Below are 14,082 nucleotides of genomic sequence, written 5' to 3'. Positions count from 1 at the left end.
GCAATTTAAGCAATTACACCAGATCCCAAACACTCTTCATTTTGATACCAAGCGGCAAATTGACCAGGCGATATAGCACTCTGCGGATCATCAAAAATCATGTAAAGCCCCTCTGTACGCTGCACAAGTGTTGCTTTCTCTAATTTCTGACGGTATCTGATACGACCCATAACCTCCATGGTTTCCCCATCTTCTAACCTTAAATCGGTGCGAATCCAGTGCGTTTCTTCGGGTTTTATATATAGTCCGCGACGGTATAAACCAGCGTGCATCTTTCCCTGCCCCACATAAATTGTATTTGATTCCACATCAGTTTCTATAACAAATAGAGGCTCTGGCGTTCCACCTACATGAAGCCCACGACGCTGCCCTCGCGTGAAAAAATGCGCTCCTTGATGCTGTCCTTTTAAAGTTCCCTCTGATTCTTGATAAGTTCGCTTTCGCGAAAGCGAAACCGCCTCATCATCATTACTCAATTCCTTCATTCTTGAAACACTCAATTCCGACGGAATCTCAATTATATTTCCAGTTTTGGGCTTGAGTTGCTGTTGTAAAAAATCTGGCAACCTTACCTTACCGATAAAGCACAAGCCTTGACTGTCCTTTTTTCCAGCGGTAATAAGGTCCTGGCTCGCCGCAATCTCCCGGACTTTAGATTTTTGCAGATGACCTATGGGAAAAAGAGTTTTGGCAAGTTGTTCTTGTGACACCTGGCATAAAAAATAGCTTTGATCTTTTCCAGAATCTGCTCCAGCAATCAGGTGATGGATCTCAACACCATTTTCTCTCGTTGTGGTTTTTTGGCAATAGTGACCCGTCGCGACAAAGTCAGCTCCCAGGTCAATTGCGATGTCCATAAACACATCAAACTTAATCTCGCGATTACACAGCACATCAGGATTAGGGGTACGACCACGAGCATATTCATCAAACATATAGTTAACGATACGCTCCTTATATTCTTCACTTAAATCTACCGACTGGAATGGAATTCCCAACTTATCTGCAACAAGCATCGCATCGTTAGAATCCTCTAACCACGGGCATTCATCACTAATGGTAACGGTATCATCATGCCAGTTTTTCATAAACAGACCGATGACCTCGTGGCCCTGCTCCTTCAATAAATGTGCGGCGACGCTGGAATCTACACCACCTGAAAGCCCTACTACTACTTTTGCCATGTTGCAAAAATACGGCAGATCCTATGGATGGCGAACTCGTCCATATTCTATTTGCCTATATCTAGTATATTATTGTCTATGCATACATTAAACCTCTTTTTAGGTCTTGCTTGTGCAATAGGCTATTTAATGATTCGTTATTTTGCGTACATAAACATAGGTTACCCATGAAGATATTTTTATATCGCTTTTTACTGATTTTTGTATGTGCCTCAACTGTTTTAGGTTGTGTGGACGATGACGACAACATGAATGTCATTAATGGCCCGACAGCCCTGGACTTTCTAGAGGACCGTACAAATCACGTCATTTTTATAGAGGCGCTGTCCATAACAAAGTTGGATCAAACGTTAGATAACTCTGGTAACCTGACCACTTTTGCTCCTACAGACCAAGCATTTAATACTTTTCTTGCCGCTAATAATTACGGGAGCGTCAGCGCCATTCCTGAAGAGTTATTACGTACCATAGTTCTATATCACATTCAATCTGATGTGCGAACTGCAGATCAATACAACTCCCAATATTACAAGACACAAGCTTCTATAAACTCTTCCCAAATGGACGTATTTGTTTCAAATATGGATGGAGTCTTCAAATTAAATAATGAGGCTATTGTAACCCTAGCTGATAATAAAGTAAGCAATGGTGTAGTTCATGTGGTCAACAATGTACTGGATTTACCTAGTGTGATCACATTGATTGCTGCAAATCCTAATTATTCAAACCTTTTAACGGCACTCAATCAAGAAGGTCTCACCATAACTTTAGAGAACAATACGGATGCCTCAGCTCCGTTTACGGTTTTTGCTCCTAGTAATGCTGCTTTTACAGCATTAATTGCTTCTGATCCTGATGACAATCTAGACAACCTTCAAGATATTTTAAATCAAAGTAATTTTGATGATAAGTTGCTCTATCACGTGATAGGCGAGCAGCGTTTGCGACTGGAAGATTTTGTGGATGGTGCTATTATCAACCCGCTGGGAACTGGGACTTTTGTTTTAAATACCAGTGCTGGATTTACGATTCTTGATGGAACTGGAACCCGTTCTAATATTACCGCGACAAACATTACCGCATTTAACGGCGTGATCCACTCGCTGGATTTCGTACTTCGGCAAAATTAAAATGAGCATCGACACCCTTCTTTCTTTGAAATCACAAATTCACCAGCATTGTATAGATCTAGTTCAAGCACAACTGGATACCATCCAGTCAAGTCTGGACCAATTGATGGAGGCAAAAAATAGTGAAACCAAAAGCAGCGCTGGTGACAAATATGAAACTGGAATGGCAATGATCCAGAACCAAGAAGAATTATACAGACGCCAGCAAGCAGAGGCTAAAGGACGTATGAACCACTTAAAGTCCATCGATCCGGAAAAGGTGATGATTGCTGCCGATAAGGGAGCACTTATCAAATCAGATTTGGGCTTTTTTTATCTTGCGGTAGGTATCGGGAAAGTCACAATGAACAAACAAGAGGTTTTTGTACTATCGCTAGAATCACCACTGGGCAAATCTCTAAAAGGGAAAAGAAAAGGGGACCCCATTATATTTAACGGTAAGAATTCTATAATAGAAAACATACTTTAGAAACAAAGATGTCTATGAAAAATCCATTACAAGAGGAATTTAACGAGCTTGAATCCTATTTAAAGTTGGGAAACATCACAAATCTAGAAGTTTCAAAAGAAGGAATTTACTGGCACGTTGATCACAGCTACAGAATACTGGAAGGAGTACCAGAAATGTTACGTCTTTCTAAAAAAGAGGACTACAAGCCTAAAACTTCTATCATAAAATGGGTGATTATGACCTTTAAATGGATTCCCAGAGGAAAAGGAGTATCACCTAAAAATGTGGTTCCAGATGAAAATCATCTTTCCATAGAAGAAATTAAAAGTCGAGGAGAAGAAGCTTACGCTCGGGTCAACTCCATTCATGAATTGCCAGAATGGGCGCATTTTAGGCATCCGCTTTTTGGATCATTGAAGCGTGATGAAACGGTGAAATTTTTAGGAATTCACACGAACCACCATTTGAAAATAATGCGGGATATTATAAAGGGTACCTAGTTTAGAATTCTGTGCTGTCCTGTACAGAAGGCTGAAATAATGCTTTTACGTGAGGTTTTGTCATTTCTACAAACGTAAAAACTCCCAATCCTATTCCCAGTATTCCAGTAAAACAGTTGATGACACCTACTACAAATATGAAGGTTTCATTGCGACGTTCCTTGATGCGTTTTGCCGCGATTAATGTAACAACGGCAAAAACCAGACAAATCAAAGCACCCAAAACGCCAATAATTACAAATATCCAGCTGAGCTGAGAAGGAAATTCTTCGGATCCATTTGCATTAGGTATTTCATCCATAAAATTGAACATCAAAGCACCGAAGCTCGCATAAGCGATAAAAAACAAAACCCCTAAGAAATTAAAACTGGCTTTAACGATATAGAGAATTCGCAGTAATTCTAGATTGTGGCTAGGCTGTTGTACGGTGTGCATGACTTATTATGTATTACTAGAGTTTCAAATATATGTTTTTCCCAGATTCTTAAATTTAAGTTGGCATTTAAAAATACAAAGTGCCTTGTTGCATATAATTGATTGCAAAATAACAAGATAAAGTTGCTTTCGCGAAAGCAAGGTTTACTAAAATCAATTCAAATTTGACTTCAATTTTCTTATGTGATAATTTATATTCTACTGGTTTCATATGAAAATCAAAAGGTCAAATCAACAAATCGAGAGAAGAGCTGGTGTTTAAACTTTTTAATATTTATTGGGTCAAACAAGAGTTGTGAAAAGCAATGATGTGCTTTTATCGTTATGTAAATTGAGTCTAAACTAGTTTACGGTATGTTTTTAGAAGAAGTACTTTTGTCCTAAAGTTAGAACTCTTGAGAATAGATATTATTACAGTATTGCCAGAATTGATCAAAAGCCCATTTGAGGCGTCCATATTAAAGCGTGCGGTAGATAAAGGGATTGTAGAAGTCCACATGCACGATTTAAGAAGATACGGTTTGAATAAATACAATCAAATTGATGATTATCAATATGGTGGCGGCGCAGGAATGGTGATGATGATTGAACCGATTGATAAAATGATAGCCGAGTTGAAAAGTGAGCGTGATTATGATGAGGTTATTTATATGACTCCAGATGGAGTAACATTAAATCAGAGAATGGCTAACCATCTATCTATTAAAGGAAATCTGATCATTCTTTGCGGTCATTATAAAGGTGTCGATCAGCGAGTTAGAGATTTATATGTTACAAAGGAAATTTCTATAGGTGATTATGTTTTGAGCGGTGGTGAGTTGGGAGCGGCTGTTTTATGTGATGCGATCATTAGATTGATTCCTGGTGTAATCAGTGATGAAACCAGTGCGTTGACTGATAGTTTTCAGGATGATTTACTGGCACCACCTGTATATACTAGACCGGCAGATTATAAAGGGACAACAGTGCCAGAAATACTATTAAGTGGCAATCTTCCAGCGATTGATAAATGGCGTGAAGAACAGGCCTATGAACGTACGAAGAGTAGAAGACCAGATCTTTTAACGGACTATTAATAACCAGAAATCATATTAATAATGTAATTTTGCAAACAAGGAATCACTTATGAAAATACTTATACTCTCTTTATTTTTAAGTGTTTACGCATTTACAGGAAATGCGATTTCTATGCTGGAAAAAAATCCTATGAAGGTTCAAGTGGTGCAAAAACCAGAGAAAATGACCTTGCTAGCAAATCCTATTAAGGACGGCATGCTTAAGCTTTCGTTTTCAAATCTACAAAGCGACTCCATGAATGTAGTGGTGATCAATTCTTTAGGAAAGCAAGTCTTTAAGGCAGAGCGCAGCCTAAATAAACAAGTACAGATATTTGATGTCTCTACCATTGCCTCAGGAATATATTATTTGCGTGTAAATACAAATCGATCCAATTTTGTAAAAAAGTTGATTATACAATAGGTATCTATCTTTTTCAAAACTTTGGTAGAATTAATTAATAATCCTATTTTTGCAGCTCGTAAAAAATCAACCTCTGACGATATACGTGAATGTTGTTTATTTACCTAACATATTAAATTATCAAGATGTCTGATTTAGTAAAGTTCGTTCAAGACGAATTTATTGAGAAAAAAGAATTTCCAAAATTTGGCGCAGGTGACACGATCACTGTGTTTTATGAAATTAAGGAAGGTGAAAAAAGCCGTACACAGTTTTTCCGTGGTGTTGTACTACAGATTAGAGGTACTGGCGCGACTAAGACCTTTACAATTCGCAAGATTAGTGGTAACGTAGGTGTAGAGCGTATCTTCCCTATGAACCTTCCAGCGATTCAGAAAATAGAATTGAACAAAGCAGGTAGTGTACGTAGAAAACGTATCTTCTACTTTAGACAACTTACTGGTAAGAAAGCTCGTATTAAAGAAGCTCGTAGAAAATAATCTACATTTATCAAGAAATAAATCAACCGTTTTGGAACTTCCAAAACGGTTTTTTTATGTTCGATTTTTGAGATATTTACGCTTTCGCGAAAGCGGAATCCCAACAAATTCTGTTTTTAGTAAAGTTTACCTAAAAACGCCGTGGCAAACTGCTAAGCCTAAGCAAAAATGCCCTTGAATGCCACATCTACCTATTATATTTGCAAGTCGCGTATTTTTTAAATGCGCTATGAGAGAATCCTAACAAAAACCTTTTTACATGTCAACCCAACAACCTAAGATCATATATACCAAAACCGATGAGGCACCAGCTCTAGCTACGGCTTCTTTTCTTCCCATTGTGAAGAAATTTATTGAGCCAGCTGGTATAGAAATTGAAACAAAGGATATTTCACTTGCTTCTAGAATACTTGCAGTCTTTAATGACCGCTTAGGAGATAAAAAAGTTTCAGATGCTCTAGCGGAATTAGGTGATGTTGTAACGCAACCAGATGCTAATGTCATTAAATTGCCTAATATAAGCGCGTCTGTACCACAACTTAATGAAGCCATAAAGGAATTACGTGAAAAAGGATACGAACTTCCACTCTATCCAGAAGATGCACAAACCGAGGAAGAAAAGGAAGTTAAAAAACGATACGATAGTGTAAAAGGCAGCGCGGTTAATCCCGTCTTGCGTGAGGGGAATTCTGACCGTCGCGCTCCTAAACCGGTAAAGCAATACGCAAAGAACAATCCGCATAGTATGGGAGCCTGGAGTAAGGACTCTAAAACTCATGTTTCTACTATGGAGCACGGAGATTTCATGCATAATGAGAAAAGTGTTACCGTAAAAAATGCAACTACGGTTAAGATTCAATTGGTAGAAAAAGGCGGTGAAACACACATTCTGAAAGATAATTTGGCTCTTAAGGCTGGAGAAATTATGGATGCTACTTACATGAGTAAGGATGCATTACTAGACTTTTTAGAAGATCAAATAGTAGATGCTCGTGAAAAAGATGTGTTGTTCTCTCTTCACATGAAAGCAACGATGATGAAAGTTTCTGACCCCATCATTTTTGGACATGCCGTGCGTGTTTTCTTTAGATCAGTGTTCGATAAATACAGTGCAGACTTTGACAAGTTAGGTGTGGATGTGAATAATGGGTTTGGCGATTTATTGAGTAAGCTTCATGAACTGCCAGAAGATAAAAGAGAAGAAGTTCAAGATGCCCTGCGTCGCGTTATGGACTATCGTCCTGATCTAGCAATGGTGAATTCTGAAAATGGAATCACAAACTTGCATGTTCCCAGTGATATTATTATTGATGCTTCCATGCCAGCTATGATTAGAAATTCTGGTCAGATGTGGAATAAAGATGGGGAATCCCAGGATACTAAAGCCGTAATACCAGATAGTTCCTATGCTGGAATTTATGAAGCAACTATTGAATTTTGCAAAAAGAATGGTGCTTTTGACCCACGTACTATGGGAACGAGTCCTAACGTAGGATTAATGGCTCAAAAAGCTGAAGAATACGGATCTCACGATAAAACATTTGAAATTCCTAAATCAGGTCAAGTACAAGTGATTGACACAGATGGGAAAGTTCTTATGGAGCACAGCGTTGAAGCTGGCGACATCTGGAGAGCTTGTCAGACCAAAGATGCACCAGTACAAGACTGGGTAAAACTTGCCGTTTCCAGAGCAAAAGCTACAGGCGATCCAGCTATTTTTTGGTTGGATGAAAAACGTGCCCATGATGCAGAAATCATTAAGAAAGTGAACACCTACTTAAAAGATTATGATACTAATGGTCTTGACATAACAATTGCTTCACCTGTAGATGCAACGGAAAGAACCTTGCGTCGCATGAAAGACGGCAAGGACACTATTTCTGTAACTGGAAATGTCTTAAGAGATTACAATACAGACCTATTCCCTATTCTGGAAGTAGGAACTAGTGCCAAAATGCTTTCTATCGTACCTCTAATGAATGGTGGTGGATTGTTTGAAACAGGAGCTGGTGGATCTGCACCTAAACATGTTCAACAATTTGAAGAAGAAAATCATTTGAGATGGGATTCTTTAGGAGAGTTTCTAGCACTTGCCGTCTCACTAGAATTTACAGCCGAGAAATACGGCAATAAAAAAGCGCAAATTATCGCAGACGCTCTAGATAAGGCTACTGAAAAATTCCTAACCAATAAGAAGTCCCCATCACGTAAAGTGAATGAACTGGATAATCGTGGTTCACAGTATTACCTCGCTTTATACTGGGCGGAAGAACTGGCAAATCAATCAAAAGATGATGAGCTTGCAAAATATTTCAGCAAACTTTATAAAGATCTATCTGATAATGAAGAGAAAATCACTAAAGAATTGATTGAAGTTCAAGGGAAAAATATGGATATAGGTGGTTATTATCTACCAGATCCTGCTAAGCAAAAAGCAGCGATGCGCCCCAGCAAAACATTCAACGCCATTATAGACTAAGTTGAACGTTTTTTAAATACTGAATCCCGATTTCATAATTTGAAATCGGGATTTTGTGTTTGTTAAACTTTTAGATTACTATAAAACTGCCATTTAGAGAATCATTTTCTGTGGAGGCAAGCCTTATTATTTTACGAAAGCAATTGATGTGACCCATATAATTAAAACGCTATGGGTTATTCTCCAAAACATATTAAAACACGATCTAACGACGGAAAATACAGTCTCATAAGCACTAGTTAAATGCTCTAGGATTTTCTCTTTGAGTTAGCTCCCTTCCGTATATTCATGGACTTTACCACAGTTGGATGCCTAGAAATCGACTTATTCAATTCAAACAGAAACAAAAAAAGACCGCTACGTGTAGCGGTCTCTTTTGATAAAAAATATTAAAGAATACTTATTTATCCATATTGGGATACCATTCCATTAATGTCACTTTGATATCTGGATTCTTATCATTGACCAGCGTTTTAAATTGGTCCACATCAGAAAGTCCATTCGTTCCTCTGTAGTGGTAAGGAATTACTTCTTTAGGAGCAAATGCAAGAACAGCATCTGATGCTTGTTCCACGTCCATGGTATAGGGTAAATTCATACATACAAATGCCTTATCGATATCTTCAAGTTTTCTCATTTCAGGAATTCCCTCAGTATCACCAGATATGTAAACCCTGTAGCCATCTTTTTCTAGCACGTAGCCATTACCTCTACCTTTTGGGTGCTTATCAAGACGTCCCTCTGTGATGTTATACATAGGAATAGCCGTGATTTTCAGGCCGTTTCTTGTGGCTTCTTCTCCGTTATTTAAAATTACTGTAGGTTTTAGGTCTGCATCCAGTTGATCTGCCACAGCCTGCGGTGCAAATAAAAAGTTTGTGTCATTTTTGATTGATGCTATGGTCTCCTTATTAAAGTGATCACCGTGGATATCAGTAACCAGGATTATTTCAGCTTTAGGCATCGACTCCATTGCTACATTCCCGCCTACTGGATCAATGATTATGATTTGACCATCCCAATCCATTACAAAAGTAGCGTGGGAAATAGGTGTAATTTGAATATCAGGAGCAGCAACATTTTCATCAGCAGCAGTGTCCATGGTTTCATCCATTGAGGCATCTGTTTGAGCCATTTGACTTTCATTTTCCTTGCAAGAAAAAAGAAGTACGAATACCAACGGTAACCAAAGTAAATTTTTCATAATAAGATATTTAGCAACAAATATAAGTTCAGAGTACGATACCTGTTGTTAATCAAATCTGAAATATAAATGGTCGACATTGATGGGAAACTTTATCCGGTTATCGCGTTTATCGATCTATAACGTACCTAGGGATTCTCAGGTTTCCCACAAAATGCGCTAGATTTGCCATACATCCATTTTACATGAAAAAGAACAAAAATCAGAATTATACGTGTGTTCACGCAGGGGAATTGAAGGATCCTATTTATGGTGGTGCGACGGCTCCCATTTATACCTCAACGACTTACGATTATCGAGGTCCTGGTACAAATCTATACCCACGGTATTTCAATACTCCTAACCAGGTGGCGCTGGCACAGAAAATGGCTGCATTAGAGCATACAGAGTCTGCGTTGATTTTTGGAAGTGGAATGGCAGCGATCAGTGCTGTTTTTATGGCGTTCTTGAAGACAGGTGACCACATCATTTTACAACGCGCTATTTATGGTGGAACCTCACATTTTGCCGATGCAGAATTTGACCGCGTGGGAATTACGTACACAATGGTAGAACATGTGACTGCGGAATCCTTGCAAGATCATCTTCAGGAAAATACTAAGATGATTTACATAGAAACTCCCAGTAATCCTCTCTTAGAATTAGTTGATATTGAAATGGTTTCCGCTTTCGCGAAAGCGAACTCCCTTACAACCGCAATAGACAACACATTTGCCTCACCCATCAATCAAAACCCTGCAGATTTTGGGATCGATTTGATCTTACACAGCGCCACTAAATATTTAGGAGGTCACAGCGATATCTGTGCGGGAACGGTCAGCGGCTCTCAAAAACACATGGAATTATTGTGGAAAACGGCAAAGAATTATGGAGGCAGTTTGAGCGATGTAACGGTCCATTTGTTAGAGCGCAGTATCAAAACATTAGGGTTGAGGGTAAAACAGCAATCGAAAACAGCTCTCAAACTCGCTAAATTTTTAGAGCGTCATCCAGACCTAGAAAAGGTCAATTACCCAGGTCTAAAGTCCCATCCACAACATAAAATTGCCAAAAAACAGATGTCAGCATACGGCGGGATGATGTCGTTTGAATTGAAGAGTACTGTTGATCACAATGAGTTTTTAGAACAATTAAAAGTTGTCAAACCTGCTCTTAGTCTAGCCGGAGTAGAGTCTACTATTCTATCACCAGTACAGACATCACACAGCCTTTTGACACCGGAACAAAGAGCAGAACAAGGAATTACAGACCAGTTATTAAGGTTTTCTGTAGGAATTGAAGAGCTCAACATATTAATAGATGACATCGAACAAGCGCTAGAAAAAAGCCGCATTAGAAATTAAGTTATGAAGTTAGACATACTGGCCATTGCAGCACACCCTGATGATATTGAACTGAGTTGCGCTGGAATTTTGGCCAAAGAAAATGCTGCTGGAAAAAAAACCGGAATACTAGATTTAACACGTGGAGAGTTAGGAACACGTGGCACTCCTGAAATACGGGATCAAGAAGCAGAAAATGCGGCCAAAATACTAGGGGTTCAAGTGCGTGAAAACCTAGGGTTTGCCGATGGGTTTTTTATCAATGATCGGGAGCACCAGCTCAAGATTGTAGAGGTTATACGCAAATACAGACCAGAAATTGTAATCTGCAATGCCGTAAAGGACCGTCACCCAGATCATGGCCGTGGTTCTGAACTAGCTAGCATCAGCTGTTTTTTATCTGGTTTACGCAAGGTTGAAACTTCATTAGACGGCAATAGTCAAGAGGCCTGGCGTCCTAAATTTGTGTACCATTACATACAGTGGCAGGATATGAATCCAGACATAGTGGTAGACATCAGCGGTTTTATTGAAACAAAAATCGAGTCAGTTAAAGCTTATAAATCTCAGTTTTTTGATCCAGACAATAATGAGCCAGCCACGCCTATTAGCAGCAACAATTTCTATGAGTCTATACGCTATCGTGCTGCAAACTTAGGCAGATTGATAGGGACAGACCACGCAGAGGGCTTGATTACAGAGCGTTATCCTGCGGTAGATAGTATTTTTGATTTGATATAAATTTCACTAAAAAAGTATTAGCCGTTTTGGGAAATACATTAAATTTGCATCCGCTTAACGGCGGAGTGGTTGAATTCTTGAGATCCACTTAAATAAAACTCACATCGATATGGTGGTTGTAGCTCAGTCGGTTAGAGCGCTGGTTTGTGGTGCCGGAGGTCGCGGGTTCGAGCCCCGTCTTCCACCCGAAAAGTCCCTGAGAAATCAGGGACTTTTTTAATGCTCCATTTTCAAAACAACATCCCCCTTCCCTGCCGCAAAAATCTATAATCACAAAGATCATCTCGTAATTAAAAGAAATCTGATTGTATAATATTGACCAAACTTTTACCGGCCTTAATACATGACTCCTATCCGATTAGCATAACATACTCATGAGTGAATTTACAGCAGCGTTATTTCTTAATGATAAAAATAGTAGCTATCTATTCTATGAAATGCTATTTATTTAAGGGAATAAAAAACACCATCATAGATTGCTACTTTATAAAATTAACAACTGCTGGAAAAAGATGTGAAGGATTTACTCCTATCTAATACCCGTGCTTGAATTTTTTAAACAGCATGTTTTATAGACCTTTAAATTTAGTACTCGTCTAGGTTACTTAAATTCAAGCTGCTTGTTAAAATCAAATGTTTTGACAAGGTTTACCATTCCGCTACTCAATTATGAACAGGTCTTAATTTGAGATTGATGTATAAATCTTAAACGAGAATTTGTCAACGTTTAAATATTTATCTAATTAATTAAAGGTGAGGTTATATATTCAAAACTTTATGGATCAACGAATTATAGTATTTTAAAAAGTGCGATTATTTTATTGATTAAGACTGAATCTTTCATAATGAGCAACTCTAGGGTTCATTTTAAATTCAATCTTGTTGACTTAATTAATAAAATCCATCCTTGAAAAACAATGCATTTGTAAGAAGGAAATAAGTTCCCAAAGAACAATTTCACCTTTAATCGGATAAATTCTATCGGCTTTGTAGGCTATTGAAATTTTAACAATAAGTATGTAATTGAAGATATACTGTCAATTGAAGCATTGAAAACTTAAAAATCTGAATATACTCTCAGAGAAAACCTAATCCATTTATACCTGTTGGTTAAAAAACTGCTCTACATTTAAATTCTCGAGAAAACAATTAACCCTTTAATTTAACCCCAATTAATCATTACCCTAATGAAAACAACAATGTTTAAAAAAACCGTTCTAGGCTTATCTGCCTTTGCATTTCTTTTTACTTCCTGTCAACAAGAAGAGAATTTTGAAGAGGTAAATCAAAAAACCGATTTAGTTATTGCCAAAGAGTATGCAAAAAAGATAGGATATCATCCAGATGACATCACCATCGATCAATTCCTACTTCCCGATGGGAGCACGGAGGAACGTATTTTTATAGAAGATGACATCGCATTACTTTCGGCAGATTTTTTCGCTTTAGAAGACATGAATTCTATCGCAAAACAATTCCGCACTAACAATCTGGTAACGGGTGCAAATCGTACGATTGACATCATAGGATATACTGGCGGATCCAATGCGCTTACTTCTACACAACGTACTGCTTTGAGATGGGCTGTTGATAATTATAACCGTTTGAGTGGTGTGAGCCTCAATTTCAGACTGACATTCGGCACGAACTTTAATAATGAAGACATGGTCGTCTATCGCAACCCGAGTAATTCTGGTGCAGGTGGATCTGCTGGATTCCCTTCTAATGGAAGACCTAACAAATTTGTACAATTGTATGCTGGAATGGATAGTTATGACACTAATGTTAATGAGCACGTAATTACTCATGAGATAGGTCACTCTATCGGTTTCCGTCATTCAGATTATTTTTCACGTCAGTCCTGTGGACAAAATACAAATGAAGGTGATGGTGGTGTAGGCGCTATAAGAGTTCCTGGAACTCCTAATGGTTATGACCCACAATCCATCATGCTTTCTTGCTTTAGTCAGGGTGAGGACGGAGAATTTGGCAACAACGATATTATCGCCTTGCAGTCCATGTACTAAGAATTGATTTTAAAAAATATTAAACCTCGTTACATTTCAGTAACGAGGTTTTTTTTGTCTGGTTAGTAATGAAGAAGACTTTCAATTTTTAGATTTCCCAGTTTTTTCCTTCCTTCAAGGAAATCTATTTCAAGAATAAAATTAGCCCCTACTAGCTTACCTCCCACTTTATCTATCAATTGTATCGCCGCTGCTGCTGTTCCTCCCGTGGCAAGCACGTCATCATGTAACAAGACATTGCTCCCTTTTGAAAATGCATTTTTTTGCATCTCAATGGAATCTGATCCGTATTCCAAGTCATAGATAACTTTCTCCAATTTACCTGGAAGTTTTCCGGGTTTTCGACACATTACAAAGGAAGCATTTAAGGCATCTGCCAGTAACGTTCCAAAAAGAAATCCTCGGGCTTCAATACCAACTACTACATCAATTTTTTGATTTTTATATTTCAATGCTAGCAGTGATACCGCATGTTTCCTCGCTTTCGCGGAAGCGAGAATTGGAGAAATATCCTTAAATAAAATTCCTTTTTTAGGAAAATCAGGAATATCCTGCACGTAATTATTGAGATCAATATCATTCATGTTGGAAAGATATAAAGCTTAACCAACAATCAATGTTTCTAAACGTAGGAACGTTCAGATTATTTC

The 14,082-nt window shown here is 38.2% G+C and carries 14 protein-coding genes; 10 read left to right on the top strand and 4 right to left on the bottom strand.

Features of this window, described 5'->3' with window-relative positions:
• Positions 1–5: 5 nt before the first annotated feature.
• Positions 6–1,184 (bottom strand): tRNA 2-thiouridine(34) synthase MnmA, encoded by a 1,179-nt coding sequence (mnmA, locus tag IQ282_RS11445; RefSeq protein WP_194852011.1) that lies wholly within the window; start codon positions 1,182–1,184, stop codon positions 6–8.
• Positions 1,185–1,351: 167 nt separating this feature from the next.
• On the opposite strand from mnmA, the gene IQ282_RS11440 reads away from it, so the two are divergent.
• The 3 genes from IQ282_RS11440 to IQ282_RS11430 are packed head-to-tail and all read left to right on the top strand — an operon-like array spanning position 1,352 to position 3,265.
• Positions 1,352–2,314 (top strand): fasciclin domain-containing protein, encoded by a 963-nt coding sequence (locus IQ282_RS11440; RefSeq protein ID WP_194852010.1) that lies wholly within the window; start codon positions 1,352–1,354, stop codon positions 2,312–2,314.
• A 1-nt stretch (position 2,315) separates the two neighbouring features.
• Positions 2,316–2,783, top strand: a complete 468-nt coding sequence (locus IQ282_RS11435; RefSeq protein ID WP_194852009.1) for a transcription elongation factor — start codon at positions 2,316–2,318, stop codon at positions 2,781–2,783.
• Between the two features lie 14 nt (positions 2,784–2,797).
• On the top strand, positions 2,798–3,265 hold the full coding sequence (locus IQ282_RS11430; protein ID WP_194852008.1) for a hypothetical protein: 468 nt from the start codon (positions 2,798–2,800) through the stop codon (positions 3,263–3,265).
• A gap of 1 nt (position 3,266) precedes the next feature.
• Here IQ282_RS11430 and IQ282_RS11425 read toward each other — a convergent pair whose 3' ends face one another.
• Positions 3,267–3,701 (bottom strand): hypothetical protein, encoded by a 435-nt coding sequence (locus IQ282_RS11425; protein WP_194852007.1) that lies wholly within the window; start codon positions 3,699–3,701, stop codon positions 3,267–3,269.
• A gap of 395 nt (positions 3,702–4,096) precedes the next feature.
• Here IQ282_RS11425 and trmD point away from each other — a divergent pair, with 395 nt between their 5' ends.
• The 4 genes from trmD (at position 4,097) to IQ282_RS11405 (ending at position 8,138) form a co-directional block, all read left to right on the top strand.
• Complete coding sequence (trmD, locus tag IQ282_RS11420) at positions 4,097–4,777, top strand: tRNA (guanosine(37)-N1)-methyltransferase TrmD (RefSeq protein ID WP_194852006.1); 681 nt, start codon at positions 4,097–4,099, stop codon at positions 4,775–4,777.
• Between the two features lie 49 nt (positions 4,778–4,826).
• Positions 4,827–5,180, top strand: a complete 354-nt coding sequence (locus tag IQ282_RS11415; protein WP_194852005.1) for a T9SS type A sorting domain-containing protein — start codon at positions 4,827–4,829, stop codon at positions 5,178–5,180.
• 125 nt (positions 5,181–5,305) lie between these two features.
• Positions 5,306–5,659 (top strand): 50S ribosomal protein L19, encoded by a 354-nt coding sequence (gene rplS / locus IQ282_RS11410; protein ID WP_194852004.1) that lies wholly within the window; start codon positions 5,306–5,308, stop codon positions 5,657–5,659.
• A gap of 259 nt (positions 5,660–5,918) precedes the next feature.
• A complete protein-coding gene (locus tag IQ282_RS11405) occupies positions 5,919–8,138 on the top strand; it encodes an NADP-dependent isocitrate dehydrogenase (protein WP_194852003.1) in 2,220 nt (739 codons plus the stop codon).
• A 400-nt stretch (positions 8,139–8,538) separates the two neighbouring features.
• Here IQ282_RS11405 and IQ282_RS11400 read toward each other — a convergent pair whose 3' ends face one another.
• Positions 8,539–9,342: an MBL fold metallo-hydrolase gene (locus tag IQ282_RS11400; protein WP_194852002.1), complete on the bottom strand. Its 804-nt coding sequence runs from the start codon at positions 9,340–9,342 to the stop codon at positions 8,539–8,541.
• A gap of 185 nt (positions 9,343–9,527) precedes the next feature.
• On the opposite strand from IQ282_RS11400, the gene IQ282_RS11395 reads away from it, so the two are divergent.
• From IQ282_RS11395 to IQ282_RS11385, 3 genes are all read left to right on the top strand, one after another.
• Complete coding sequence (locus IQ282_RS11395; RefSeq protein WP_194852001.1) at positions 9,528–10,685, top strand: trans-sulfuration enzyme family protein; 1,158 nt, start codon at positions 9,528–9,530, stop codon at positions 10,683–10,685.
• A 3-nt stretch (positions 10,686–10,688) separates the two neighbouring features.
• A complete protein-coding gene (bshB1, locus tag IQ282_RS11390) occupies positions 10,689–11,405 on the top strand; it encodes a bacillithiol biosynthesis deacetylase BshB1 (RefSeq protein ID WP_194852000.1) in 717 nt (238 codons plus the stop codon).
• Positions 11,406–12,592: 1,187 nt separating this feature from the next.
• Positions 12,593–13,432, top strand: a complete 840-nt coding sequence (locus tag IQ282_RS11385) for a M57 family metalloprotease (RefSeq protein WP_194851999.1) — start codon at positions 12,593–12,595, stop codon at positions 13,430–13,432.
• Between the two features lie 62 nt (positions 13,433–13,494).
• On the opposite strand, the gene IQ282_RS11380 is transcribed toward IQ282_RS11385, so the two are convergent.
• Positions 13,495–14,016 carry an adenine phosphoribosyltransferase gene (locus IQ282_RS11380; protein ID WP_194851998.1) on the bottom strand — a complete coding sequence of 174 codons (522 nt, stop codon included), beginning with the start codon at positions 14,014–14,016 and terminating at the stop codon, positions 13,495–13,497.
• Positions 14,017–14,082 lie beyond the last annotated feature (66 nt).

Origin of the sequence: Nonlabens antarcticus (assembly GCF_015356755.1) — a bacterium.
Classification (GTDB): domain Bacteria; phylum Bacteroidota; class Bacteroidia; order Flavobacteriales; family Flavobacteriaceae; genus Nonlabens; species Nonlabens antarcticus.
Note: the sequence above shows the minus strand (reverse complement) of the source record. Positions and strands in the feature narration are given on the sequence as shown.

Excerpts from the sequence above, each read along its gene's own strand:
- mnmA (WP_194852011.1), bottom strand. The coding sequence starts at position 1,184 with ATGGCAAAAGTAGTAGTAGGGCTTTCAGGTGGTGTAGATTCCAGCGTC.
- IQ282_RS11440 (WP_194852010.1), top strand. The coding sequence starts at position 1,352 with ATGAAGATATTTTTATATCGCTTTTTACTGATTTTTGTATGTGCCTCA.
- IQ282_RS11435 (WP_194852009.1), top strand. The coding sequence starts at position 2,316 with ATGAGCATCGACACCCTTCTTTCTTTGAAATCACAAATTCACCAGCAT.
- IQ282_RS11430 (WP_194852008.1), top strand. The coding sequence starts at position 2,798 with ATGAAAAATCCATTACAAGAGGAATTTAACGAGCTTGAATCCTATTTA.
- IQ282_RS11425 (WP_194852007.1), bottom strand. The coding sequence starts at position 3,701 with ATGCACACCGTACAACAGCCTAGCCACAATCTAGAATTACTGCGAATT.
- IQ282_RS11415 (WP_194852005.1), top strand. The coding sequence starts at position 4,827 with ATGAAAATACTTATACTCTCTTTATTTTTAAGTGTTTACGCATTTACA.
- rplS (WP_194852004.1), top strand. The coding sequence starts at position 5,306 with ATGTCTGATTTAGTAAAGTTCGTTCAAGACGAATTTATTGAGAAAAAA.
- IQ282_RS11405 (WP_194852003.1), top strand. The coding sequence starts at position 5,919 with ATGTCAACCCAACAACCTAAGATCATATATACCAAAACCGATGAGGCA.
- IQ282_RS11400 (WP_194852002.1), bottom strand. The coding sequence starts at position 9,342 with ATGAAAAATTTACTTTGGTTACCGTTGGTATTCGTACTTCTTTTTTCT.
- IQ282_RS11395 (WP_194852001.1), top strand. The coding sequence starts at position 9,528 with ATGAAAAAGAACAAAAATCAGAATTATACGTGTGTTCACGCAGGGGAA.
- bshB1 (WP_194852000.1), top strand. The coding sequence starts at position 10,689 with ATGAAGTTAGACATACTGGCCATTGCAGCACACCCTGATGATATTGAA.
- IQ282_RS11385 (WP_194851999.1), top strand. The coding sequence starts at position 12,593 with ATGAAAACAACAATGTTTAAAAAAACCGTTCTAGGCTTATCTGCCTTT.
- IQ282_RS11380 (WP_194851998.1), bottom strand. The coding sequence starts at position 14,016 with ATGAATGATATTGATCTCAATAATTACGTGCAGGATATTCCTGATTTT.